We start from the raw sequence: 24,844 nt of genomic DNA, 5'->3' as shown, positions 1-24,844 counted from the left end.
AGGTAGCAAGCGCCCGGCTTAGTATGAGGGCACGCCTAATTCCAAAAGGGCCGATGAGTTTGATTCGAAGCGGGCCGGCAAGCTAGAAAGTCCTCAGCAGGGCGGCCTTGCCGTCGGCGGCGAAGGCGTCGCAGTAGCGCACAGACGGGCCACCAAAGTCCGGGCTAACCATGACGCGGAGCACGGGTTCTTTGCGCTGCTTGAATGACTCGTCGGGGCCGTAGTCGAGGCGCAGGGGGACGTCGCGGCAGGTGATGAGGTCGTGGTGGGCGTCGTCGGCGTAGGCGGTGACAAAGAGATCGAACGGGAAAAAGCCGTCGATGCCGACGAGGGTGCTGACCGCGGTGAGCCAGTCTTCGCTGTGGCGGGCGAGATAGGCGCCGGCGGTGCCTTGTGCGGCAACGGCGGCGAGGTCTGGCTCGGTGATGATGAACTGCGTCGTCAGCTCGGTGGGAATTAGCGTGATTGGCACGTCAAGCTCGACGAGCTCTTCGACCGCAGCGGCATCGCCTTCGACGTTGCTGTCGGGAAAGATGATGTCATCGGGGCCAAAGCTGGGGTTGAAGTCGGCGCGGCGGCCGCCGAGGATGACCAGTTCTTGCACGTTCGCCGCGAGCTCGGGCGCGGCGCGCAGCGCGGTGGCGACGTTGGTGAGGCGGCCCATGGTGAGCAGCGTCAGTGGGCCTTGGCGGAGGGCGGCGACTAGGGCATCGGAGGCAGCGGTGGGGGCGCGGTCTTGCGCCGAGCTGGCGCCGACGTAAAGCGGCACGCTGCGTGGTGCGAGCTGCTCGAGCAGGCGGGTAGTGGCGAACTCTTGATGCGCCATGTCGTCGGTATTGCCATGCACCAGGCTGATGCCGACAATAGACGCCGGATAGCGCCGCAACGCATAGGCGATCGCCCAGGCATCGTCGACGTCGTGCAGCGGCAGCTCAATGGCGACATCGGCGTCGATCCACACCGGGCCGGTGGCGCGGCTGGGCAATGGCGCGGCGTCGTTGCAGGCGAGGGTGAGGGCGCTAAGCAGCGTTGCGATGTGGGCGGCGTGGCGCATGGGTTGACGGGCGGCTTTCGTTACGAAGATAGGCACATCATGTTGCCAGGTGGTTCAGCTTGGCGCGTTTAGTTTGGATCCGCGTCAGGTAGCAGTTTGTAGCAGGCGGAAGTCTTGGGCGGCTTGCCATGCGGTGGCAAAAGCGCAAGACGCGCGCCGCGCGACATCGGCCACGGAGAGGTCGGGCGCTTGCTCGAGCACGGTCCACACGTCGGCGCGAAACGAGGGGCCCATTAAGACGCGATTGCGATAGCCGGCGTGGCGGCGGACCATGGCATTGGGCTGCAGCACGTCGGCGGGCCGATCGCGCAGCGTGCCACCTGGCACGCGGAGTGGCGAGTTGGCGAAGCGCTCGTCCTCGCCGTGGCGTTTGATTTGGAACGACGTGCCCGTCGGCAGCAAGTCGATCGGCGCGCCGTCGTGGGCATGGATGAGGCGCACGAACCGGCGATCTTGCTTGAGCCACGTCGCGATTGCGGCCCAAAAGGCCTGGACGCGTGCAGATGGGTGCTGGTTCACGAGGCGCACCAGCCGATCGGCGTTGACGTGCGCGCTGTGGATTCCGAGCCACGTCGTCAGCACCGCGAGCACGCGGAAATCGCTGTCGTCCATGCCAACAGCCGACGCATAGACGAGCGTGCTCTCGATATCGGCATTTTTTCGAGGCGTGCTTGCGAAGTTCATGCCGATACCCACCATACGCGCCGTGAGCTCCGCGGCCGAAGGCTTGGGCTCGGGGGTGGCTGCGCGACTAAACGCCATGGCCGAGCCTTTGAGCGAGATCGGCGAGCGTTGCGCTTACATGCGGGGGCCATTGCGCATGGCCATCCTGTTGGTCGAGCCACGGCCGCAATATCGCCAATTCGTCCGCCTTGGGCGCCATCGCCACGCAGTCCTGCAGATCTGTGCCGCGATCGCAGAGCGCAAATAATTTACTAGCAAGGAGGTCGACTCTTCCAAGCGTCTGCAGCACGAGCGCCTGGCCGTGGAAGATGGGCTGTAAACGTTCACGCCATCCCGAGGGCAGGACGTTGCTCAGTTGGAGTGGTTCGTTGTTGAACCACTCATCCATAAGGTCGATGCCCGCCTTTCGCTGGATCTTCGCAAAGTCGAGCGCGGCCGCAGCAATTGATGGCGGTAGCTCAGGCAGGAGAATGTCGAAATCTCGTGTCGGCCGATCAATGAGGCCAAGTAGCCCAAGCGCTGATCCACCGATAACGATAGCCTCGAAGCGCAGCCCGAGCGTTTGCAGATGACGATCGAAGGCTTCGATGGTGGGGCGGGGCAGCATGGCTGTTCTCTTGTAGTATCGGTTAATCCGATACCAGCATACATCGCTCTGTGTAGCACGGTCAAGTCTTAGCGCCAGTAGGGCCGGCTAAGCAGGGAAACCCTGCACCGGTAGCCTGCTTTCGGCTACGCCAGCAGCAAGGCGAGCGGGCCGGCAAGCAGTTGGTTTAGCGTCGCCGGGTCGGCGCGGCCGCCGGATTTTTTTACCACTTGCCCGATGAAGAAGCCTTGCAGCGGGAAAGGAAATTTCAGGCGGAAATGGCGGTGGGTGACACGAGCCGCAGAGGGCTGGCTGAGTTGCAACGTGCCGGATCGCGGGGGATTTAAAGCCTTCAGATCACTGATATTGGCGAGCTCCAACCCATTGGGGTCACGTACCACTCCGAATATGCTTTTGATACTGTTCGGTTACAGGCCAAAGTGCTTGATTTCGATCGGCCCGGAAATCCAGCACGTTGCCTTGCAGTAGCTTGCGATCACTAGGGAATTGCGACTAGTACGTGACCCTCTAGGGTCGCAAGGTTTGGACCGAAAAACAGACGCCGTCGTATGCCTCGCGCTACGCGTCACCAAGATCAAGCTGAACCACGAAATCAGTTGCGACCTCGCCCAGCGTTCCGCTGAGCGTAAAGCCACCGTCGATGATGGTCCCCGGCGGCAGCTCGCCTCGCGCAAGCTCGCCCGGTGCGATGAGCACGGCCCCGCCCCGTCCAAATGGATCATCGAATTCAATCGGCTCGGCGCAATCGTTTTTTAAGGTTACAGCCGTGGTGAGGCCACACCCCGTGGTGGTGATGACCACATCGTAGACCCCGAAACAACTCGGCACCGTGCTTTCGACGACCGCCGGCTCATGGATGCAGCCGCAGCCAACCAGTACTGAACTTGTTCCGGTGCCCGCCGAAAGGAAGCATAGCGAAGCGATGATTGGAACCTTGTACGAGTTACGCATGCCTCGGTCGACTGCAAGCTTTGAGCCAACCGTGACGCGCCTCAGGATGGCTGGACGACGGCTCGTCACTGACCGAAACCATAGACCCATGTGTCGGTGGTGGGGGTGCCGTCGGCGTAACCGGCATATAGGACAACCGTCTTGTTGCTCGTATCGTACGCCATCGAATGCCACCATCTTGCCGATGGCCCCGCGGTCACGGTCTGTGTTCAGCCAGTTCCATCCCATTCCCAGGTGTCTTGCATGCCTCGTTGATCGTCGGTCCAGCTAAAACCTCCGAACATCACCACCCGGTGGCGATGCTCGTCATAGACCATCGCATGCCATTGGCGTGCAGCTGGCCCGTTGCCTGAGGTTGGGATTTGAGTCCACGCCGAACCATCCCATTCCCACGTGTCGCCGAACGCAGACGCCCCATCGGATCCGCCAAAAAGCACGATCTTGCCGCGCGCCCCGTCATAGGCCATCGCGGCATATTCATGGCCTGGTGGGCCGACGGTCGCCTGGCTCGTCCAGCTGGCGCCATCCCATTCCCACGTATCGTGCAGCCGCCCTTGTTGGTTGCTAAAGCCGCCGTACATCACGATTTTTTGGCGAGCCACGTCGTACGCCATCGCGTGGTGTTGCCGCCCGGGAGGGCCGACCTCGGCGGCCAACGTCCATCCCGACCCATTCCACGTCCAAGTATCGCCGCGCCAATCGACGTCAAATCCGCCAAACAGCACCACCTGTTCGCGCGCGCCATCGTAGGCCATTGCGTGATTGGCGCGTCCCGACGGCCCCGTCGTCGCAACGGTTGACCACGCTGCGCCGTCCCACGTGGAAGTCTCGCGATCGATGGGCGGCTCGCCACCGCCACCGAAGCGCACCACCTTTTCGCGCGCCGCATCGAATGCCATCGCCGAGGCGCCTAAGGCGCTTGGTCCCGAACTCGCCACGTTAAGCCAAACTGGCGTCTCGGTTTCGCATAGCTGCGAGCAGCCGTCGTCCGATGCTAGGTTTTCATCATCGCACTGCTCACCGACGTCAACGATGCCGTCACCACAAGTGCCGTCGGCAGCCGGTTGCGCCGCTGGGCAGCCCATGAACGCAAGTACGCCCGCGACAATGATGGCGTACGTCCCTTTGTGCTGCATGGCGCGCTGCTATGCAACCCAGGGTCCAAGAGCGCGGCGCTGATACACGTGTCCGTCGCCGCTTCATGGCGATCTTGCTATGTGACCGCGTGGATACAATACGACATCAGTGTCCGAACTCAATCTCAGTGATCTGAAGGCTTTAAATCGCCCGCACCCCGGCATCTGGCACCTTGCCAGCCCCGCTCGGCCTTTGCCACCCGCCGCAATTTTCGCCTGAAATTTCCTATCCCCTGAGTCTATTTTGAACCTTTGCGCCAACACCAAGACCGTCGGCAGCATGGTCCACGGCGCACGCGTCGCCGCGCTCTGCCAAGACCACGCCATCGATTGGCTCCTCACCTCCGACCGCGATTTCAGCCGCTTTACCGGCTTAAAAACCAAGAACTCCTTGGTGGCATAGCGCTGATGCGAAGGGGCTCACAGAATCTACGCGCGCGAGCGCTCGTTTCTGCCGGCTACTTTGCAAATCTGTCAACCAGGGGCCGGATTTCCTGCAACAGTAAAGGCAGCGAGCGGGCGGTTGCGCATGCGCATTACGCCAGCAGCGAGGCGAGCGGGCCGGCGAGCAGTTGGTTTAGCGTCGCTGGATCGGCGCGGCCGCCGGATTTTTTGACCACTTGGCCGATGAAAAAGCCGAGCAGCGCGGTCTTGCCGCCGAGCAAGGCGGCAGCCTTGTCGGCGTTTTCGGCAAGCGCCTCTTTGAGCCAGGCGGCGATTTGCTCGTTGGTCACGGCGACGTCGAGGCCGCGCGCCTTGACGATATCGGCTGGGTTGCCGCCCTCGTTGACGAGCACGGCGAAGACATCTTTGGCGGCTTGGTTGTTGAGCTTGCCGGCTTCGACGAGGTCGACCAGGCTGGCGAGCGCGGTGGGCGTTAGCTTGATTTCAGACAGCTCGCGCTCGCCGCGTTCGCGCGTGAGTTGATTGACTAGCCAGCTCGCGACGCTGCCGTGGTGGTTGGTCTTGCTCGCGGCGTCGACAAAGAGCTGCGCCAGCGGTAATTCGCCAGAGAGCACATCGGCGTCGGCCGCGGTCAAGCCGTATTCGGATTGCATGCGTTCAAAGGCCGCCTTGAGCTCAGGCGAACGTTCGCGCGCCTCGGCGCGAAATTCGGCCGGCGATTTGCTCTTGGGGCGCGTCTTGTTTTTGACGTTCTCGCTCTTGGCAGCGGACGGGGCGGCCGCGGTCTTATCGGTCGCGGCGTCGGCTTGCCAAGTGTCGCGCAACGACACGATGCGATTGAAAATCAGCGCGTCGGGTTTTGAGCCCGGTAGGGCACTCGTGTCGCCGCTGGTCAGCTTGTTGGGCACGTCGATGCAAAAAAAGCCGAGGCGTTCGAATTGAAAGCGGCCTTCCGTGGCGCCGGCGAGGCTGCTCTCGACGCGGGCGCCGGTCGTGGTCGCAAGCGACGCGGGGTTTAAGTGCTTTAAGAAGTCGCCATCGCCTTCGTCGGGGCTCTTGGCGGAAAACAAGCGGTCGTAGAGACGCACCTCGGCGGGCACAGAGTGCTTAGCCGACACCCAGTGAATGACGCCGGAGACCTTGCGGCCATCGGCGACGGGCTTGCCGTGCAGCGATTCGGGATGGTGTTCGCAACGCAGGCCCACCACGTTGCCAGAGGCGTCTTTAACGACGTCGGTGCAGGTAATCGCATAGCCGTAGCGCAGGCGCACGGTGCGGCCGGGGGCGAGGCGTTTAAAATCTGCCTCTGGCGTTTCCATGAAATCGTCGCGCTCGATCAACACCTCGCGGGTAAAGCCGACATTGCGGCTGCCCGGTTTGCCGATGTCTTCGGGGAAGCTAGGCGCGTCGAACCACTCGCTGGCATCGGCGGCAACCGTGGTCAGTTCAACCGGAAGCGGACTCAACACCGCCAGCACGCGCGGCGCATTTTGATTTAGGTCGTCGCGCACACAAAACTCGAGCTTGCCGATGTCGACCACCGAGTTATTTTTGGCGACGCCGATCATGTCGCAAAACGCGCGCAGGGCGGCCGCCGAATAGCCGCGGCGGCGCATGCCGGCAATGGTGGGCATGCGCGGGTCATCCCAGCCCGACACGACGCCGGTCTTGACCAGCTGCAAGAGCTTGCGCTTGGACATGACGGTGTAGTCAATGTTAAGGCGCGCAAACTCGTATTGCCGCGGCTTACAAGGCACGCCGGTGTGCTCGATCACCCAGTCGTAGAGCTCGCGGTTGTTTTCAAACTCAAGCGTGCAGATGGAATGCGTGATGCCTTCGATCGCGTCTTCCAGCGGATGCGCATAGTCGTACATGGGGTAGATGCACCACGCGTCGCCGGTGCGGTAGTGGTGCTCGTGGCGGATGCGATAGAGCAGCGGGTCGCGCATCTTCATGTTGGCGGCGGCCAGATCGATCTTGGCGCGCAGCACGCGGGCACTGTCTTTGAATTCGCCGGCGCGCATGCGCGAAAAGAGGTCGAGGTTTTCCGCGACGTTGCGGTCGCGCCACGGGCTTGGCTTGCCGGGCTCAGTGAGCGAGCCGCGATAGACGCGAATGTCTTCTTCGTTCAAATCGCATACGTACGCCTTGCCCGCGCGAATAAGCGCCACCGCGAGCTCGTACATTTGCTCGAAGTAGTCCGCCGAAAACAGCACCTTGCTCGGTTCAAATCCAAGCCAGCGCACGTCGCGCTCGATGGCGTGCGCGTACTCGATGTCTTCCTTGGTCGGGTTGGTGTCGTCAAAGCGCAGATTGCAGGTGCCGCCATATTGCTTCGCGAGGCCAAAATTGAGGCAGATCGACTTGGCGTGGCCGATGTGAAGGTAGCCATTGGGCTCTGGCGGAAAGCGCGTCGCAATGGCCTTGTGCTTGCCCGAGGCGAGATCGGCATCGATGATGTCGCGGATAAAGTCGTTGCGTTCGCGGCTGGGGGTGCCCTCGGCGGTCATAGGGCGGGAATGTAGCGGTTTTGCGCAGGGTTGTCGCGCCGTGGGATAGCGCTCGAAGGCCGCGGCGAGGCGCTTTTGACCGCTTGTGCCTTGGCAAGCCGGGCATCGTGCCGCAAAACATTACGGTGACGACCTCCGCGCCCGCTGCTCCTATAGACATGCCGACGCGTCCCGCCTGGAAACGGCCCTGGGTGGTGGTGGTGCTCGTCGCGGCCATCGCCGCGGCCTGGTGGTGGAGCACCCGCGGGGCGGCGCCGGTGGCGCGGGGCGGTGGACCGGTGCCGGTGGTTGTCGAGACCGTGGCGCTGCGCGATGTCCCGACGCTGGCGCGGAGCATTGGCACTGTGACGCCGCTGGCGCACGTGTCGGTCAGGCCGCAGGTCGATGGCGTGCTCGCCGCGGTGTACTTTAAAGAGGGCGAAATGGTGACGGCAGGCCAGCGGCTCGCCAAGATCGACGACCGGACGCTGGTGGCGCGGTTGGCGCAGGCGCGGGCGGAACGGGCTAGCGGCGAGGCGCAGCTCGTCGCGGCACAGGCGGAGCTGACGCGCATGAGCAGCCTGGCGTCACAAGACTTGGTGGCGGCGCAGGCGCTCGACGATGCCAAGGCGCGCGCCGGGCAGCTAAGCGCCGCGGTTGCCGCCAGCGAGGCGGCGGTGGTGGCGGGCGAGGTGGCGCTCTCGTATGCGCAGATCAAGAGTCCGATTTCCGGACGCGTGGGACTGCGCAAGCGCGACGCTGGCAACGTGGTGAGGGCTGGCGTCGACGAGCTGGTGGCGGTGACGCAGCTCGCGCCCATCTCGGTGATGTTTGCGCTGCCCCAGTCGTACCTGGCGCAAGTGGCTCGGTTGCGCGATGGTGCGGGGGCTGCGGCCATTGTCGTCGCCTACGATCAAGACGGCCTGGCGCCGCTGGCTACGGGCTCGCTGACCGTGGTCGACAATGCGGTCGATGCGGCGACGGGCACCATCGCCATGCGCGCGACCTTCGACAATGCCGACGGCGCGCTGTGGCCGGGGCAGTTCGTCACGATCTCGCTACAAACGGCGCCTGGTGCCGGGGTTGTTGCGATTGCGGCCAAGGCGGTGAGGCAAGGCGCCCAAGGCCCATTCGTGTTTCGCGTCATCGACGGCAAGGCGGCGCAGACCCCCATTACCGTGGCGCACGAAGATGGCGCAGTCGCCGTGATTGCCAGTGGTCTGGAGGCAGGTGATGTAATCATCGTCGATGGTCATTCGCGCGTGAAGCCTGGGTCCCCCGTGCGGGTTGCGGAGGGTGCTGCCGCTGCCGCCAAGCCCGACACCGCAAAGGACGCTAAATGAGCGAGCCCGCGCGCGGCGGCTGGCTGTCGCGCGCCTGCATCGAACGCCCGGTGGCCACCACGTTGCTCGCGCTCGGGGTGTGCATGCTCGGCGTGTTTGCCTTGCCGCGGCTCGCGGTATCGCCGTTGCCCGAGGCGGAGTTCCCGACCATTCAAATCAACGCGAATCTCCTGGCGCGAGCGCCGAGACCATGGCATCCGCGGTGGCGACGCCGCTCGAAGTTCAGCTCAGCTCGGTGGCGGGCATCTCGGAGATGTCGTCGACGAGTGCGCTGGGCACCACGACCATCACGGTGCAGTTCGTGCTCGACAAATCGCTCGATACCGCCGCGCAGGAGGTGCAGGCCGCGATCAATGCCGCCTCCGGGCGCCTGCCGAGCGACATGCCGAGCCTGCCGACCTGGCGGAAGGTAAATCCCGGCGATAGCCCGATCACCGTGCTCAGCGTTTACTCCGAGGTGCTGTCGCTGACCGAGCTCACCGACGTCATCGAATCGCGGCTGGTGCGGCAACTCAGCCAGCTTGAGGGCGTCGCGGACATGTGGGTCGCGGGCGCGCGCAAGCCCGCGCTGCGGGTGGCGGCGCGGCCGGCGCAGCTCGCGGCGTATGGGCTCACGCTCGCCGACATTCGCGTCGCCATGCAGGGCGCCAACACCAACCAGGCCAAGGGCGCGATCTATGGCGACACGCGGACGTCGAGCATCGCGACCAATGATCAGCTCTTTGACCCCGCCGCGTATCGCGACCTCATCGTCGCCTACAAAGGCGGCGCGCCGGTGCGGCTGGGCGACGTCGCCAAGGTCGATCTGGGCGCCGAAAACGACTACGTCGCCGCGTGGCAAAACGGCAAGGCGGGGCTCTTGCTCATCATTCGCCGCCAGCCCGGCGCCAATATCGTGGCAACGGCCGATCGCATTTTAGCGGCGGTGCCGCAGCTGCTCGAGACGCTGCCAGCGGGCATCGAGGTCAAGGTTTTTAACGATCGCACGCGGACGATTCGCGCCTCGCTGAGCGAGGTTGGGCTAACGCTGGTGCTCACGGTGATGCTCGTCGTCATCATCATGGGGCTGTTCTTGCGCCAGGTGTCGGCGACCTTGGTGGTGGGCGCGGTCTTGCTGCTATCGCTGATCGCCACCGTGGGCGTGATGTACTTGCTCGGCTACAGCCTCAATAATCTTACGCTGGTCGCGCTGATCATCGCGGTTGGCTTTGTCGTCGACGACGCCATCGTGGTGGTGGAAAATATCCACCGCCACCTCGAGCTGGGCGCGTCGCGGCGCGAGGCAGCCTTGCGCGGGGCGAGCGAGGTTGGCTTTACCGTCATGTCGATCAGCGTGTCGTTGGTGGCGGCCTTCATTCCGCTGCTCTTTATGGGCGGCGTCATTGGGCGGCTATTTCGCGAATTCTCGCTAGTGGTGGCAATCGCCGTTATGCTTTCGGTGCTCGCCGCGCTCACCGTGGCGCCGATGTTGGCGTCGCAGTTCATGAAGGCGCATAAGCGCGAGGGAGGCAGCCGAGCCGGCGAAGATGCTGGTAGGGCTGCCGCCTCGGGCACCGATGCCGTCAGCCGACTCATCGCCTGGTATGGCCGCCGCCTGACCTGGGTGCTGGCGCATCCGCGCATCGCTATGCTGTCGTTTTTTGCGGCGATCGGCGTCGCGGTGTGGGGCTACGTCACCATGCCCAAAGGGTTTTTTCCGGTGCAAGACACCGCATTTATTATGGGCACGACGCAGGCGGCCCAGGACATCTCGTTTGCCGACATGACCAAGAAGCACGAGGAATTGGCCAAGGTGGTGGCCGCAGAGCCGGGCGTCATGGGATTTGCGCATTCAGTCGGCGCGACCGCCGGCAGCCAGACCATGTCCAATGGGCGGTTTTTTATCGTGCTCAAAGATCGCGTCGATCGCGACGCGTCGGTCGAGGAGTTCATCGATCGGCTGCGGCCCAAGGTGGCGCAGATTCCCGGCATTTCGCTGTTTCTGCGCGCCGCGCAAGACATCAACCTCGGTGGCATGGCCTCGCGCACGCAATACGCCTATGTGCTGCGCAGTACCAGCAGCGAGGCGCTCGCCGAGTGGGCGGGCAAGATCACGCAGGCGCTGCAGCAGATGCCGCAGCTCACCGACGTGTCGAACGACTTGCAGCTCGGCGCCGGCGTCACGCGGCTGGAGATCGATCGCGCGGCGGCGGCGCGCTTTGGCATTTCGGTGCGCGAGATCGGGCAGATGCTCTACGACGCGTTTGGCCAGCGGCAGGTTAGCGAATACCAGACCGAGGTGAATCAATATAAGATCATCCTCGAGATCGATCCGGCGTGGCGCGGCAAGGTAGAGAGCCTGGCCTTCTTTCATCTCCGCTCGCCGCGCACCGGCGAGATGGTGCCGCTCACGGCACTGGCCAAGGTGCTGCCGCCTACCACCGGGCCACAGTCCATTAGCCATGTTGGGATGTTTCCGGCGGTGACAATTTCATTCAATCTCGCCGCCAAGGTGGCGCTGGGCGATGCGGTCGATGCCATTACCGCCAAAAACGAAGCGCTGGGCGTGCCCGCCAGCATTACCGGCCGCTTCTCCGGATCGGCGCAGGCCTTTGCCGATTCGATGGCGACGCAGCCGCTGCTGATTCTGCTGGCGCTAATTGCCGTTTATATCGTGCTTGGCGTGCTCTATGAGAGTTTCGTCCATCCGCTGACCATCTTGTCGACGCTGCCGTCGGCGGGGGTGGGCGCCATCCTCATGTTGCGCGGGTTTGGCTACGATTTTTCGATCATGGCGCTGATCGGCATCATCATGCTGATCGGCATCGTCAAGAAAAACGGCATCATGATGGTGGACTTTGCGATCGAGGCGCAGCGCGGCGGCCTTTCGGCGCGCGACGCTATTTACCAGGCCGCGCTGGTGCGCTTTCGCCCCATCATGATGACGACGTTGGCGGCGCTGCTCGCGGCGATCCCGCTGATGATTGGTTTTGGCACCGGGGCCGAGCTGCGCCAGCCGCTGGGCTTTGCCGTAGTCGGCGGCCTGCTGGTGAGCCAGGTGCTCACGCTGCTCACGACGCCGGTGATTTATCTGTATCTCGAGCGGTTTCGCCGCACCGCCGCGTCGGTTGTTGGTTAAGTTGCCGCGTCGAGAAGGCCAGGGAAGCGCCCGAGGTAGTCGGCAAAGACCTCGCTCACCGCGATGTCGGCTATCTTGGATCGCGGGTAGGGCGGCCGCGTCGGTGCCTCGCCGCGAGCTGCAACAACATTTGGCCACGCTGGGTTCAAGATCGCCGCGCGTCCGATCGCCACGGCGGTGGCGCCTTGGTCGACTAGAAATTGTGCGTCTTCGACGGTCCACACGCCACCCGCGGCGACAATTCCGACGTTGGCCGGCAGCGCCTTGCGAAAGATGGAGACCGTGTGCTGCCCCGGGCGCTTGGCGCTTAGATCGCGGCCGGTCCACAACGACAAATGGATGATGTCGGCACCGTCTTCATTGAGCCATTGTGCGACTTGGATCGACTCGTCCAAATCTAGGCCTTGCACGGTTGTCCAATTTTCCGGGGAAAGGCGTACGGCAACGGAAAATGCCGGCCCCGTCGCCTGTCGAATGCCGCGCGCGATGGTGCGCAGCAGGCGGGCGCGCCCCGCTAAATCGCCGCCCCACTGGTCGCTGCGCTTGTTGTACGCGGTGGACAAAAATTGCGTCAGCAAATAGCCATGCGCGCCGTGAATCTCAACGCCGTCAAAGCCCGCACGTTGACAGCGTTTCGCGCCGTCGATGAACGCGTCGGTGATGCGTACGATGTCAGCCTCACCGCCGGCGCGGTGTGGAAAGAACCCCTTGGCGTCAAACTCGCTGGCGCTCCACGGCTCGCTGCCCGTCACGTCGGCCGGCGCGCGGGCGCCGCCGTGAAAGAGTTGCACCGTCGCCATTGCACCTGCATCGTGCACGGCCTGCGCGAGCGTCGTCAGCCCAGGTAGGCAGGCATCGTCGTGCACGCCGATGCTGCCGGCCCAGCCCTTGCCGTCTTGCGCAACAAAGGCGGCGCAGGTCTCAATCAGCGCAAAGCCGCCGCGCGCGCGCATGGCCAAAAAATCGATTTCGCGTTGGTGCAAGGTGCCGTCGGCATTGCTCTGGCAATTGGTGAGCGGGGCCAGAGCGAGGCGGTTGCGCAGCGCGAGGCGGCCAAGCTGTACGGGGGCGAGCAGATCCATGCCACTACGCTACGTCGCGCCACCAAAATCGGCAAGCCGTGGGGTAGATTGCGGCCATGAGTCGCGTCAACGACAACTATGCCAAGCTCAAGGCTGGCTACCTATTTCCCGAAATCGGCCGCCGCGTGCGCGAGTTCGCCGCGAGTCACCCCGAGGCCACGGTGATTCGCCTCGGCATTGGCGATGTCACCGAGCCAATCGTGCCGGCGATCGCCAAGGCGATGCACGCGGCCGTTGATGAAATGACCGTACGCGAGACCTTTCGCGGCTACGGTCCAGAGCAGGGCTACGATTTTTTGGTGAACGAAATTATCGCGCACGACTATGCGGCGCGCGGCGTGACGCTTGCTGCCGATGAGATTTTTGTCAGCGACGGCTCCAAGTGCGATAGCGGCAACTTACAAGAGTTGTTCGCCGGCAATGCGGTGATTGCGGTGACCGACCCCGTCTATCCGGTCTATGTCGACTCCAACGTCATGGCTGGCCGCACCGGGCCTCTCGGCGAATCCGGCCACTACGATGGGTTGGTCTATTTGTCATGCACTGCGGCCAATGGCTTTGTGCCCGCGCCACCCACAGCCAAGATAGACGTGGTTTATTTGTGCTCGCCAAATAATCCGACCGGCGCGGTGATGACGCGGGCGCATTTGCAAGCGTGGGTGAGCTGGGCGCGGGCCAACGACGTGCTGATTGTATTTGACGCGGCGTACGAGGCGTACATCCAAGATCCCTCGCTGCCGCGGTCAATCTATGAAATCGAGGGCGCCAAAGAATGCGCCATCGAGATGCGCAGCTTCTCCAAGCGCGCAGGCTTCACGGGCTTGCGCTGTGGCTTTATCGTGGTGCCCAAGGCGCTCGTTGGCAAAAGCGCCGGTGGCGACAAGGTCTCGTATAACGCGATGTGGCTGCGACGCCACACCACTAAGTTTAACGGCGCGTCGTATATCATTCAACGCGGCGCGGCCGCGGTTTATTCGGCTGATGGCGCCGCCCAGACGGGGGCTCAGATCGCATTCTATATGGAGAACGCCGCCATCATGCGCAAGGCGCTATCCGCGGCGGGCCTGCAAGTCTTCGGCGGGCAGCATGCGCCCTATTTGTGGATTTCGACACCCAGTGACATGGCCTCGTGGGCATTTTTTGATCACTTGCTGCACAAGGCCCACGTGGTCGGCACGCCCGGCGCAGGCTTTGGCCCGGCGGGCGAGGGCTATCTGCGCCTCTCAGCCTACAATTCGCGAGACAACGTCGAGCAGGCCTTGGCGCGCATTGCCCGCGTGCTCTAAGACGCCGCCTATCTGTTTGTCGACTGTGCCTTGGCACGGGACGTGAATAACTCTCTCCCATGACCATCAAGACCTTGGGCCTCGCCTGCTTCGTCGTCGCGATATCAGCTGCTTATGCGGCCGCTGGTGGGCACGCCAAACCCCAGCCGACGGCAAAAGCTGGGGCCAGCACGTACAAGTCTCATGTCAAAACCGTCGATCGCAAGGGGGCCGTTACCGAGGTAAAGACCAAGGGGATGTTAGGCGCCGACGGCAAGCCGGCGCGCGAGGTCGAAACCCGGACCGACGCCGGCGGCACATCGAAAACGTTTCGCTTCGGCGCGGCTGCTGGCGGGTTTCGCGTCGAAGCCACCACGCATACCAATGCGGCTGGTGAGGCTTCGCGCGTGACCAAGACGCGCGTCGGCAAGCGCGGCGCAATCTATCGCGTGACGTCGGCGGGCGCCGGCGGCAAGACTACCGTGCACTACGTTGCCGCGCCGCTGAAGTTCCCCTCAACCATCGTGGCCGACCTGGTTAGCGAAATTAAAAGCGGACAATTTGCGAACTTCGAGTTTGTCGACCGCGCGGGCAAGCTGCAGCGCGTAGTGCTGATGGGCGGGCTCGCCGCCGACGTGCTCGCCAGTCGCCTCAAGGCCGTCGGCTTTGGCATGCAATAGGTGGCCTCGCGAGCGCGGTGTCCAGTCCTAGGCCACCTCGCCTGAGCGAATTGGCCACGCCTGTGGCCCAATCACCAGCGCGAATTGGTCGTGTTCGCCCCGCAGGTGCTCAGCCAGGGTTTGCTGTGCGCCGCTCAAGAATCGCGCCCACAACGTGCCGCCGCGGACGCGGGCGTAGATTTGGGCGCCGTCGGGCGTGGTCAGCGAGGCGCTCGCCAAGTGCTCCTCGGATTCGTCGTCGAGGCGGATGATGGGCGCGTCATGCTCGACGCGAAACGACACCACCCGCAGCGGCGCGTCTTCGACGTCGACGTAGGCATATCGCGACTCATCCAGCCGCACGATATAGCGGCCGTCGTCGCGGCGCGCTAGCCAACGCAGCAGCGCCAGTTGCAGGCGTCGGTGTTCGACTAAGCCATCTTGATGCCAAAACCGGCCTTGCCGATCGAGGCGAAGGCCAATGCTGCGCCACTGCTCAAATTGTTCGGGCGTGACGTGGGCGACAAGACCAAGGGCATCGGCGGTCATGCCGCCAGCATACTACCAGCCGCAGGTTTGGCCCTGATTTTGTTCTTTCAGCCAGCCCATGAGCGGCGCGAAGTAATCGATGACGGCGGTCGCATCCATCTCACGCGAGCCGGTGAGCTCGAACAGTGCGTCTTGCCAAGGCTTTGACGCGCCGAGCGCGAGCATGGACTTGAGCGCGTCGCCGGCCGCCTTGTTGCCGTAAATCGAGCATTCGTGCAGCGGGCCCTTAAAGCCGGCCTTCTCGCACAGCGCGCGGTGAAATTGAAATTGCAAAATCACGGCCAGGAAGTAACGCATATACGGCGTATTGCCCGGCACGTGGTATTTGGCGCCTGGGTCGAAATCTGTCGCGGCGCGCGCCACCGGGGGCACAATCCCTTGGTATTTCAGACGCAGTTCCCACCAATGCGCATTGAATTCTTCGGGCCCCACGGCGCCGGAAAATACGTCCCAGCGCCATTTGTCGACCAATAGACCAAATGGAATAAATGAGATCTTATCGAGCGCGACGCGCATCTGTTGATTGAGCACGGCCTTGTCATTTTTCTTCGCCTCGCCGAGGAGCCCGATCTTGGCTAGATAGTCCGGTGTCATCGAGAGCGCGATGGCATCGCCGATGGCCTCGTGAAAGCCGTCATTGGCGCCGTTCTGGAACAGCATCGGCAGCTTGTAGTAATAGTGAAAGTAGTAGTTGTGTCCGAGCTCGTGATGGATCGTGGTCAGATCTTCGTGGTTTGGCTTGATGCACATCTTAATGCGCAGGTCGTCGTTATAGCCAACATCCCACGCGCTGGCGTGGCACACGGCCTCTTTGCCCGCGGGCTTAACAAACATCGATCGCTCCCAAAACGACGCCGGCAGCGGGTCCATGCCGAGCGAGACAAAGAAGCCCTCGGCCGTCTGCACCATCTTTTTGTGGTCCCACCCAAGCTTCTTGATCGCCGGGGTCACGTCGACCGCCGCGGCGCCGCGAAATGGCTCGAGTTCGGGATAGATGTTGGACCAATCCTGCGCCCACATGTTGCCGAGCAGGTGTGCCGGCATAGGGCCGGTCTTGCCGACCACCGCGTCACCATACTTATCGTTGAGCTTGCGGCGGGCGTAGCAATGCACCTCCTTGTAAAGCGGTTGCACCTGCATCCACAGGCGGTCGACCTCCTGCGCGAACTCCGCGGGCGGCATGTCGTAGCCTGAGCGCCACATCTCGCCTAAGTCTTTATAGCCAACGCCCTCGGCGCCGATGTTGGCGAGCTGCACAAAGCGCGGATACATTGCGCCAATCGCGCGCCCGGTGGTGTCGTGCCAGCCCTGCCACGCCGCGAGCAGCTCGGCGGGCTTGCGCGATGACGACATTACATCTTCGAGCTGGCCCAGATCTCGGCAGGTTTCCTTGCCGGCCTTGTCGGTGACGCAGGCTTTGCTCTTGCCGTACGTGCCGTCCATCTTGGCGGATATCGTCGCGAGCTCTTCGGCGAGCGTTGCATCTTCAGGCGCAGGCATGCCGGCGATGCGCAGCAGCGTGAGCTGGCGCGCGATGGCCGGGCTTAGCCCGGGGGTGGCAGCGAAGCGACGCGCATCGAGAATTGATCTTGTGAGGTAGGTGCTGACCTCGGTGCCAATCTTGGCGGCCGCGGCTTCGTGCGCATCGGTAATGTCGGTCTGCTTGGTCCATTCGGCTTGCGCTTGCAACACCCAAAGTCGGCGCAGCTCGGCATCGGTGGAAGCTACGAACGCCTCGGCCTCGGCGGCAAGTTTCAGTTTATCGATCGAGGCGGTATCCACCGGGTCGTACGGCTTGGCATTGCGCTTTGGACCGCAGCTAAGCGCGAAGGCAAGTCCCATGGCGACGATGAGTCCGAAAAATCCTCTTTGCTTCATCGGCAAAACCTATGCCCGGCATGCCGCATCTGCAAGGCACGGGGCGCCGTTTGAGGCTTGCCCTAGCGCGTTTGTTGCCGCTATAAGCCGGTGTGTCTCGGTTTGTGCGGCGTATTACCGAGTTGCGGCCGCTTGATGCCTCGCCTATGCCCGAGGCGCTCGCCGCCGCGGTTGTCATTCCTTGTTGCGACGAGCCTGATTTGCCCGCGACCTTGAAGGCGCTGCTGGCGTGCGAGCTGTCACCGGGCGTCGCGGTTGAAATACTCGTGGTCGTCAACGAGTCGACCGACGCGCCGCCCGCCGTGGTGGCGCAGAACCTCGCGACGATGGGCGAACTCGAGGCGTTGCGCGAGGAGCTCGCCGTGCGCGCTGGTGCCTGGCGGCTTTTTGCTATCCATGCGCCCGCGCTGCCACCAAAGCAAGCCGGCGTCGGCATGGCGCGACGGCTGGGCATGGATGAGGCGGCGCGTCGGTTTTTGCTAGCTGGGCGACCGCGCGGCGTCATCTGTAGCCTCGACGCCGATGCGTTAGTGACACCCAACTATATCGCCGAGGTGTTGCGGCACTTTGCGACGCATCCGGCGCTCGACGCCGTCTCGATCTACTTTGAGCATCCGCTAGGCGGCGCACTGCGACCCGAGCACGACGACGCGATTATCGACTACGAGCTACACCTGCGCTATTGGGTGCAGGGCTTGCGCTGGGCCGGGTGCCCGTGGGCCTTCCAAACCGTGGGCTCGGCGTTTGCCGTGCGCGCCATGGCGTATATCGAACAGGGCGGCATGAGCGAGCGCCAGGCCGGCGAGGATTTCTATTTCCTACACAAATTCTCGGTGCGGGGCGTGCTCGGCGATTTGACAACCACGACGGTGTATCCCTCGCCGCGGGTTTCGACGCGGACGCCGTTTGGCACCGGGCAGGCGGTCGCGCAGGCCGTGGCGGGACAGGGCACCGCCACCTATGCCTGGTCGACGTTGCAAGAAATTGCCGCGCTCATCGGCGTGCTGCCACGCCTGCGCGCCGATGCCGAGGCGTGGCGTGGCTTGGCCGGCCCGCTGACGACGTTTCTCGCCGACCACGATTTCGCGGCGGTCGTCGCCGAGGCGGCGCGGCAGACCAGCTCGCCCGCCGCCATGACCCGACGCTTGCTGCAATGGTTCACGCCATTTCGCGCCATGAAATATGCCCACGCCGCGCGCGCCGGTGGTGCGTTCGACATGCCGCCGCGCGCCGGTGCCCACGCGCTGCTGACCGCGATGGGCCAAGCCCCCGCGGCAGACGCGCGCGGGCTCCTTACCCAGTTGCGAAGCCTGGCCAAGGCCGGCCGCGGGAGCTAGGCTGCGAGCAATGGCCGCGCTCGGAGCTCCTTTACTTGCCGTAGGTGGACTTAGCAAGCGCTTCGGTCGTGGCGCCCACGCGCGCGAGGCCGTGCGCGATGTGGCGTTCACCGTGCGCCGCGGCGATGTCTACGGCCTGATCGGTCCCAACGGCGCCGGCAAGTCGACGCTGCTGCGCATGATTATGGGGCTGATTCGACCGTCGGCAGGCGAGGTGACGCTGCACGGGGAGCCGATGACGGCGGCGTCGCGCCAGCGCATTGGCGCAGCCATCGAGTATCCATCGTTTTACGGCTACCTTTCGGCGCGCGAGAACATCTCCATGCTTGGCGCGGTGAGCGACACCTCGATTACCGACGCCGACATCGCCCGTGCGCTCGCCCGCGTCGGCCTTTCGGCGCGCGCCGACGAACCGACGCGCCATTTTTCGCAAGGCATGAAGCAGCGCCTTGCCATCGCGTTGGCGCTCGTTGCCTCGCCGGATCTTATCATTCTCGACGAGCCGACCAATGGCCTCGATCCGCATGGCATCCGCGATTTGCGTCGCCTCATTCGCTCGCTCGCCCATGATGACGGCCTCACAATCTTGCTTTCGAGTCACCTCTTGGTCGAGGTCGAGCAGCTATGCAATCGCGCGCTCGTGATGCATGGCGGCAAGACGGTTTGGGAAGGCGAGGTGGCTGGCCTCGTGGCGGCGGAGGCCACCTTGGTGCTTCATTCGGCCTCGCCCGACGCCGGGGCCGCGTTGAGCGAGCTCGGCGTCGCGTTTGACGCCGAGGGCGGCAGCTACACCATGCGCGGCGTCCACGACCCCTCAAGGCTCGTCGCCGCGTTGGTGGCGCGCGGCATATTGATTGAGGCGCTGGTGCCTCAGGCCCCAACCCTCGAGTCATTGTTCTTTTCGTTGCTCGGCGCGGAGGCCACCCCAACATGAGCACGCCGTCGATCGCACGCCTGGTGCGCTGGGAGCTGTTCAAGTTGGCGCGGCGGCCGGCGTCGTACATTGGCATCGTGCTGTGCCTGGTCTTCGTCGGCCTCGTGCTCGGCGGCTATCTTAAAAATGATTTCCGCATGCTGAAGAAATATGGCGGGCTGGTCGATCCGCGCTCGTTTGTTACGGCGGCGTCGTTCGTGAGCTTTACGCTCAATATTGCGTTTTTCGCCATGCTGCCGGTGATCGCCGCGACCCTGGCGAGCGGGCAGTTTGCCGGCGAGGCCAAGGACGGCACGCTGCGGGCGTGGATGATGCGGCCGATCTCGCGCCCGCGCATCGCGACGGCCAAGTGGCTGGCGACGTTTATCTGGCTGCTGATGATCGTGCTGTTTCTCGCGGTGCTTGCCTATGTCGTAGGGCTGGTGGCGCTCGGAGACGGCAACATGGTGGTGTTTGTGTGGCAATTTCGCGAGCAGGGCATTTGGTTTATCGCCTCGCCGGATTGGCTGTATTGCCTGCTCGCCATCGTGCTCGTGAGCACGCTTTCGATGATGGTCTTGGTGTCTTTCTCGCTGTTTGTGTCGGCGCTCGTCGACAACCCGATGGTGGCGCTCGCGGCGTCGCTCGGGCTATTTTTTATCTCCTCGGTGATGGCGCAGCTGCCGCCTGAGGTTTTTGGCGAGGCGTTGCGGCAATGGCTGCCGACGACGCATATGAATCTGTGGCACGAGATGTATCGCGTGTTTCGCGTCGGCGGCGGCGCGGATTGGCAGCGGCTGTGGGTCGATGCGGCCTGGTGTGCCGGCTACATCGGGCTCTTTACCGGCGCGATGTACGTGGTGTTTTGGCGCCGCGACGTAGTGGCTTAGAGCTGGGGCCCGCGGCTTGCTCGTCGCCCGCGCGGATTGCTAACTCGGCTTCGGTGCGTACGTGGCGCCAGCCAGGCGAGTCGATCACGCAGGTGCTGGGCGCGACGTCCACGGTCAGCGGCACGAGGCGGCGTGCCGTCGTGGTGTGGCGGCCCTCACCACCGTGCGTGAGCTGTGCGGTTCGGTGCGCGCCGCCACCTATCAAGGCATTGAGCAGGCTCGATTTGCCGGCGCCCGAGTCGCCAACTAGCAGCGTCGTCTTGCCGCCAAGCGCGGCCCGTACCTCGGCGAGGCCCGCGCCATCGACATTGCAGATCGCAAGCTCGTCGCCCTGGCGCGGCGGCGTGGCGAGATCGATCTTGGTAAATGCAACGCGCGAAGGCACGCCGCTCTCGGCGGCCACCGCCGCGTATTGATCGACACGTTGCCTCACCGCCACGCCATCGCTCGCGGCAATAATTAACACGAGGTCGATATTGGCGGCGATGAGCTGCAGCTCCTTGCTCGGGCGCGCTCGTCGCAGCAGCGCGCGCCGCGGCAAGGCGTGGCTGATGGCCGCAAATTCGCCGCTGCCATCCTCGTCGAGCAGGACCCAATCGCCCACCACGGGGAATCCCGGCGTCTCTTGCGCCGTCGCGCTATCGCGCATGCGCAGCTTGCCGGCGACGCGGCCGAGGCGTTCGCCGCTTTCGCAGGCTAGGGTGTAAATGCCGCGATGCTCGCTAATGATGCGCGCGACGTGAGGCCAGGGCCATCCCGCCGCGGTCATGGCGGCGTGGTCCGGCGCGGCGAGGCCCCAGGTGATGAGCCAGGGGGGCGCCGTCGTGTCGCTCTTATTCGTCAAATGGGCCAGGCACCGAGGTCTTGCCTTTTTCGATCACGGTTTTCTGATAGTAATCCGCCGGCGCGATACCGCTGGCGTCGACGATTTTGATTTCTTCTTCAATCGCGGCCTTGAGCTGTGGAAAAGGCGCGGGCCCCGTCGGCTTGCCGTTGACATAGACTGAAGGCGTTCCGGTTACGCCGACGTCGCGCAGGCCTTCGCCGCTGGTAAGCCACGCCTGACAAGCTGGGCTCGCCACGTCGGCCTTGTATTTGGCCATATCGAGCTTCAGCGTCGCGGCTAGCTTTTCCAGCTCAGGCGCCGTCGACTTTTCAGCGATCGCCTTGCCTTCGGAGGTAAAAATGCTGGCAAAAATCGCCAGGCTCATGTCATGAAACTTTTCTTGCTTGCTCGCGGCGCAAGCGGCCAACGCCGGTGGCAGCGCGGGCTCGCCGTGGATGACGAGGTGTTTGTAGACAAAGCGAACATCGTTTGGAAACGCCGCCTTGACTTGATTAATGACCGGGGCGAACTGCCAGCAATAGGGGCACAAAAATTCGAACGTCTCGACAATGGTTACCTTGGCGTTTGCCGGGCCTTCGACGATGTCAGCCGCGCCAATCGGCAGTTTGTAGACGTCTTTTGGATTTGGCCGCCCCGGCCCCATCGCCTGCGACAACACCTCGATGATTTTGTCGACGCGTTTTTCCATTTTGACGAGGCGCGCCTCTAGCGCCGCGGTGTCGCCACCCGTCGCTGACTTCTTTTCGCACGCGGTGACGCATGCGATGGCTGTGATGATGGCGACAAGCGTAAATGTGGGCCTTAGGCTCTTCATGTGCGGCATAGTAGCTGGCCCGGCTACGAGCGCAAGGTGGTGCGCGCGCTTTAGGTGCTACAGTAAAGCATGCTCGCGGCCTCGAAGACGGTGTGCGCGACGATCGTCGCGGCGGCGATCGCCGTCGTAAGTTGCGCCAAGCCCGCGGCCTCGCCGAGGTGGCGCGACGAGCCCCTGGCCGAGTTGCCGATGCCTGCGCTCACGGCGCGCATGCTCCTCACCGAGGTGGCGCAGTATCGCGTCACGGTGGCCGGCCTGGAGCTGGCGCGGTTTGAGTATGCGCAGACGCTGCAACACGGCTGGTTTGCGATTTCGGGGTTGACCGTGCCGGACGGCGTGGGAGGCTTGTTTAGCCAATTGCGCAGCGAATTCACGTCGTCGGTGAAAATCGTCGCCGGGCGCGCGCAGCCCGCCGAGTTTCGCGCGCAAGAAGTAACTGGCTTAGGTACGCCGCAGCAAGAGGTGGTCGTCGTGACGTATCGTGAGGCCGGGGCGCGTGTCGAGGTCACGCGGGCTCCTGCGCCGGCCATCGTAGCGCAGCAAGCGCTGGCAACGCCGCAAGCGTTTGACCTCGGGACCTTTCTCTTTGCGATCCGCTGGCTCGAGTTGCCCGTGGGCGGGCAGGTGACGGCGGATGTGTTTCGCGGCGAGCACGCGTGGCGAGCGCAGCTAACGGGGGCCGGCACCGAGATCGTGCATACCGAGATCGGAAATTTTCGCGCGCGGCGGTTTGAGGGCCGGTCTCGTCGCCTCGATCGAATGGGCGCACTCGCCGCATCGCCGGTCGAACGCACCTACGCGCTATGGATCAGCGACGACGCAGACCGCGTGTTGCTGAAGCTGCGCGGCGAGAGCGATTTGGGGGCCGTCGAAATGGAGCTGGTAAGCTATCTGCAGCCGCGCAAGGGCGGCGGCATGGCCGGGCTGTAGTCATTTGCCAGCCATGTAGGTTTTTGGCGCCGAGGGCGTCAGACCGCATGAACCCTTCATTTTGCGGGGTAGAAATCGAGATGTGGTGGGGCATCTTGTTCCCACGTGGGCCGCTGCACCTCAGGCGACGGGGCTAGCCTGGCGTATTGCGTTGTAACCAGACGGCGAATCTTGGCACCAATGCTGCATTAAGCCACTACATGCAAAACCTCAAACGAGTTTCGCGGGCATCTCTTGGCTTGGCATCGGCCTTCGCATTGACGGCCTGCGTTGACAACGATCCAATCGGCTCGTACCTGCGCGATCTGCCTTATTTCCCAACGGACGACGCCAAGGCCAAGACCCAAGTGGGCGATGAGACGGAGGCCCCGGAGGGTGAGTATATCTGCACGACCCAGCGTTTTTCAGAAACCGGACAATTTGACAAGATCGTCGCCTACGCGGCGAATTCGGAGTCGCTCTGGCCTGGCGCTATCGTCGGCGGTGACTCCATTGTGAGTGGCCTATTTCGCCAGGAAGTGCTCCCGCGCGCACCGCTCACCATCTCGGTGGGACTAGAAAATCTTGATGGTTCTAAGTCGGCGACCATGAAATCGCCGAGCCTATCGGCCTCCCGCGAGGCGGTTGGCAAGATCTTGTCGTCTGAACTCTCGGGTTCTACGCCGGCGATGATCGATTTTCAGATGGAGCAAGTCCATTCCGCCGAGCAATTGTCGCTCGCCCTCGACGCCAGCGTGAGCTGGGGCACCGGCGAGGTCGAGGTTGGCTTTGATTTCAACAAACAAGAGGTGAAGAGCCGCTACCTGGTTAAGTATGTGCAATCGTATTACACCCTCGATGTCGACGAACCGGTGAGTGGCAGCGCGTTTTTGGCGTCATCGGTGGACCTCGACACCATCAAAGAGCGTTTCAATGCCAGCAATATTCCGCTCTATGTGTCGTCGATCACGTACGGCCGCATGGTCATCTTTACCCTGGAATCAAATCAGTCGTCTGAGGAAATTGGTGCGGCGTTGTCGGCGGCCTTCTCGGCCGGCGTGACGGATATCGACATCGAGATGTCGGTTGAGCACAAGCAATTGCTCGAGACCAGCACCATCCACGCCGTCGTCATTGGTGGCAATGGCGGTCAGGCCACCGAGGCCGTGTATGGCATCGAAGGCATCAAGCAGTTCATCTCGGAGGGCGGCAACTACTCCAAAGAGTCCCCAGGTGCCCCGATTGCCTACAAGCTCAAGCACCTCGGTGATAACACGCCGGCGCGCATGTCGCTGACCACGGAATATGACGCCAAGACGTGCGTGCGCGTGACCTCGACCTACGCGGTGCGCCTCAAGAACTTCCAGGTCGCCAGCGCTGGCAACGAAGACAGCCTTGAAATCTACGGCAACTGCTGGGTGAGCGCCGGCGGCCAAAAGACCACGCTTTGGAGCAAGGGTAGCGGCAGCTGGGTCGAAATCGGGCAGGGCAACTTCTTCCCGTCGGGCCAAAGCGCCAACCTCGGCGAGGCGATCATCTCCATCACTCCTGAGATTGGCGAGGAAATTTCGTTCGGCTGCAACCTCGGCGAACACGATGGCTTCCTCGATGGCGATGAGAAGTTTAGCGGCTCGCGAGCCCTGCCGTACGGCACCTCAGGCTGGGGCGGCGAGCAAATCGTGGCGGTGGTCGGCGGCAACGGCTACCACGTCGACGCGAAATTCGTGATGGAACCTGTTTACCAGTAAGCCGCGCGACGCCTGCGAGCCGACTAGTGGTCGGGAACGCGACATCGATGGGACCAGCTAGCTGGGGACTTGCAGCCCGACTGAGGCGCGCAGTCCCCGCAATAACTTAATGATTTTTCAATAAATTCAACTAGATAAGTTTGGCACCTGGCGTGCAAGGAACTAC

At 63.3% G+C, this 24,844-nt stretch carries 21 protein-coding genes and 1 pseudogene; 10 read left to right on the top strand and 12 right to left on the bottom strand.

The features are described 5' to 3' along the window. Positions 1–82: 82 nt before the first annotated feature. The 6 genes from IPL79_08525 to IPL79_08500 all read right to left on the bottom strand — a co-directional run bounded on the left by IPL79_08525 (position 83) and on the right by IPL79_08500 (position 4,432). Entirely contained in the window at positions 83–1,054 is a 972-nt protein-coding gene (locus tag IPL79_08525; protein ID MBK9071030.1) for a nucleoside hydrolase, read from the bottom strand. 84 nt (positions 1,055–1,138) lie between these two features. Beyond that, positions 1,139–1,816 (bottom strand): hypothetical protein, encoded by a 678-nt coding sequence (locus tag IPL79_08520; protein MBK9071029.1) that lies wholly within the window; start codon positions 1,814–1,816, stop codon positions 1,139–1,141. Then, positions 1,806–2,345 carry a hypothetical protein gene (locus tag IPL79_08515; protein MBK9071028.1) on the bottom strand — a complete coding sequence of 180 codons (540 nt, stop codon included), beginning with the start codon at positions 2,343–2,345 and terminating at the stop codon, positions 1,806–1,808. Before IPL79_08515 ends, IPL79_08520 begins: the two co-directional genes overlap by 11 nt. Positions 2,346–2,470: 125 nt before the next feature. After that, positions 2,471–2,743 (bottom strand): hypothetical protein, encoded by a 273-nt coding sequence (locus IPL79_08510; protein MBK9071027.1) that lies wholly within the window; start codon positions 2,741–2,743, stop codon positions 2,471–2,473. A gap of 160 nt (positions 2,744–2,903) precedes the next feature. After that, complete coding sequence (locus tag IPL79_08505) at positions 2,904–3,296, bottom strand: hypothetical protein (protein ID MBK9071026.1); 393 nt, start codon at positions 3,294–3,296, stop codon at positions 2,904–2,906. A 209-nt stretch (positions 3,297–3,505) separates the two neighbouring features. Beyond that, positions 3,506–4,432, bottom strand: a complete 927-nt coding sequence (locus IPL79_08500; GenBank protein ID MBK9071025.1) for a hypothetical protein — start codon at positions 4,430–4,432, stop codon at positions 3,506–3,508. 244 nt (positions 4,433–4,676) lie between these two features. Between IPL79_08500 and IPL79_08495 the strand changes: the two genes are divergently transcribed. Continuing rightward, positions 4,677–4,835, top strand: a complete 159-nt coding sequence (locus IPL79_08495; protein MBK9071024.1) for a hypothetical protein — start codon at positions 4,677–4,679, stop codon at positions 4,833–4,835. 133 nt (positions 4,836–4,968) lie between these two features. Here the strand turns inward: IPL79_08495 and IPL79_08490 are convergent, their stop codons facing one another. Then, a complete protein-coding gene (locus tag IPL79_08490) occupies positions 4,969–7,347 on the bottom strand; it encodes a glutamine--tRNA ligase/YqeY domain fusion protein (GenBank protein ID MBK9071023.1) in 2,379 nt (792 codons plus the stop codon). A 107-nt stretch (positions 7,348–7,454) separates the two neighbouring features. Between IPL79_08490 and IPL79_08485 the strand changes: the two genes are divergently transcribed. Then, on the top strand, positions 7,455–8,669 hold the full coding sequence (locus tag IPL79_08485; protein ID MBK9071022.1) for an efflux RND transporter periplasmic adaptor subunit: 1,215 nt from the start codon (positions 7,455–7,457) through the stop codon (positions 8,667–8,669). Beyond that, positions 8,666–11,787 (top strand): annotated as a pseudogene (locus IPL79_08480) (efflux RND transporter permease subunit). Before IPL79_08485 ends, IPL79_08480 begins: the two are co-directional and overlap by 4 nt. On the opposite strand, the gene IPL79_08475 reads toward IPL79_08480, so the two are convergent. Continuing rightward, entirely contained in the window at positions 11,784–12,869 is a 1,086-nt protein-coding gene (locus IPL79_08475; GenBank protein ID MBK9071021.1) for an NADH:flavin oxidoreductase, read from the bottom strand. The pseudogene IPL79_08480 and the gene IPL79_08475 overlap by 4 nt on opposite strands. 56 nt (positions 12,870–12,925) lie before the next feature. Here IPL79_08475 and IPL79_08470 point away from each other — a divergent pair, with 56 nt between their 5' ends. Then, a complete protein-coding gene (locus tag IPL79_08470; protein MBK9071020.1) occupies positions 12,926–14,155 on the top strand; it encodes an LL-diaminopimelate aminotransferase in 1,230 nt (409 codons plus the stop codon). Between the two features lie 59 nt (positions 14,156–14,214). Beyond that, a complete protein-coding gene (locus IPL79_08465) occupies positions 14,215–14,814 on the top strand; it encodes a hypothetical protein (protein ID MBK9071019.1) in 600 nt (199 codons plus the stop codon). Positions 14,815–14,841: 27 nt separating this feature from the next. On the opposite strand, the gene IPL79_08460 is transcribed toward IPL79_08465, so the two are convergent. Then, positions 14,842–15,342: a hypothetical protein gene (locus tag IPL79_08460; GenBank protein ID MBK9071018.1), complete on the bottom strand. Its 501-nt coding sequence runs from the start codon at positions 15,340–15,342 to the stop codon at positions 14,842–14,844. 12 nt (positions 15,343–15,354) lie between these two features. Next, positions 15,355–17,184 carry a M2 family metallopeptidase gene (locus IPL79_08455; protein MBK9071017.1) on the bottom strand — a complete coding sequence of 610 codons (1,830 nt, stop codon included), beginning with the start codon at positions 17,182–17,184 and terminating at the stop codon, positions 15,355–15,357. Positions 17,185–17,312: 128 nt separating this feature from the next. Here IPL79_08455 and IPL79_08450 point away from each other — a divergent pair, with 128 nt between their 5' ends. The 3 genes from IPL79_08450 to IPL79_08440 are packed head-to-tail and all read left to right on the top strand — an operon-like array spanning position 17,313 to position 20,360. Beyond that, on the top strand, positions 17,313–18,557 hold the full coding sequence (locus tag IPL79_08450; GenBank protein ID MBK9071016.1) for a hypothetical protein: 1,245 nt from the start codon (positions 17,313–17,315) through the stop codon (positions 18,555–18,557). A 10-nt stretch (positions 18,558–18,567) separates the two neighbouring features. Beyond that, on the top strand, positions 18,568–19,491 hold the full coding sequence (locus tag IPL79_08445; protein ID MBK9071015.1) for an ABC transporter ATP-binding protein: 924 nt from the start codon (positions 18,568–18,570) through the stop codon (positions 19,489–19,491). After that, positions 19,488–20,360 (top strand): ABC transporter permease subunit, encoded by an 873-nt coding sequence (locus IPL79_08440; GenBank protein ID MBK9071014.1) that lies wholly within the window; start codon positions 19,488–19,490, stop codon positions 20,358–20,360. Before IPL79_08445 ends, IPL79_08440 begins: the two co-directional genes overlap by 4 nt. Here the strand turns inward: IPL79_08440 and rsgA are convergent. Beyond that, entirely contained in the window at positions 20,311–21,204 is an 894-nt protein-coding gene (gene rsgA / locus IPL79_08435; protein ID MBK9071013.1) for a GTPase RsgA, read from the bottom strand. The two genes, IPL79_08440 and rsgA, sit on opposite strands and share 50 nt — an antisense overlap. Then, positions 21,194–22,021: a thioredoxin domain-containing protein gene (locus IPL79_08430; GenBank protein ID MBK9071012.1), complete on the bottom strand. Its 828-nt coding sequence runs from the start codon at positions 22,019–22,021 to the stop codon at positions 21,194–21,196. Before IPL79_08430 ends, rsgA begins: the two co-directional genes overlap by 11 nt. A 69-nt stretch (positions 22,022–22,090) precedes the next feature. Between IPL79_08430 and IPL79_08425 the strand changes: the two genes are divergently transcribed. Then, complete coding sequence (locus IPL79_08425; protein MBK9071011.1) at positions 22,091–22,951, top strand: DUF3108 domain-containing protein; 861 nt, start codon at positions 22,091–22,093, stop codon at positions 22,949–22,951. A 200-nt stretch (positions 22,952–23,151) separates the two neighbouring features. Then, positions 23,152–24,678 carry a thiol-activated cytolysin family protein gene (locus tag IPL79_08420; protein MBK9071010.1) on the top strand — a complete coding sequence of 509 codons (1,527 nt, stop codon included), beginning with the start codon at positions 23,152–23,154 and terminating at the stop codon, positions 24,676–24,678. The last annotated feature ends 166 nt before the right edge of the window (positions 24,679–24,844 follow it).

It is taken from the genome of Myxococcales bacterium (genome assembly GCA_016716835.1).
In the GTDB taxonomy this organism is placed as follows: domain Bacteria; phylum Myxococcota_A; class Polyangia; order Haliangiales; family Haliangiaceae; genus JADJUW01.
The sequence above is the reverse complement of the archived record's forward strand: the minus strand, read 5'-3'. Positions and strand labels throughout refer to the sequence as shown.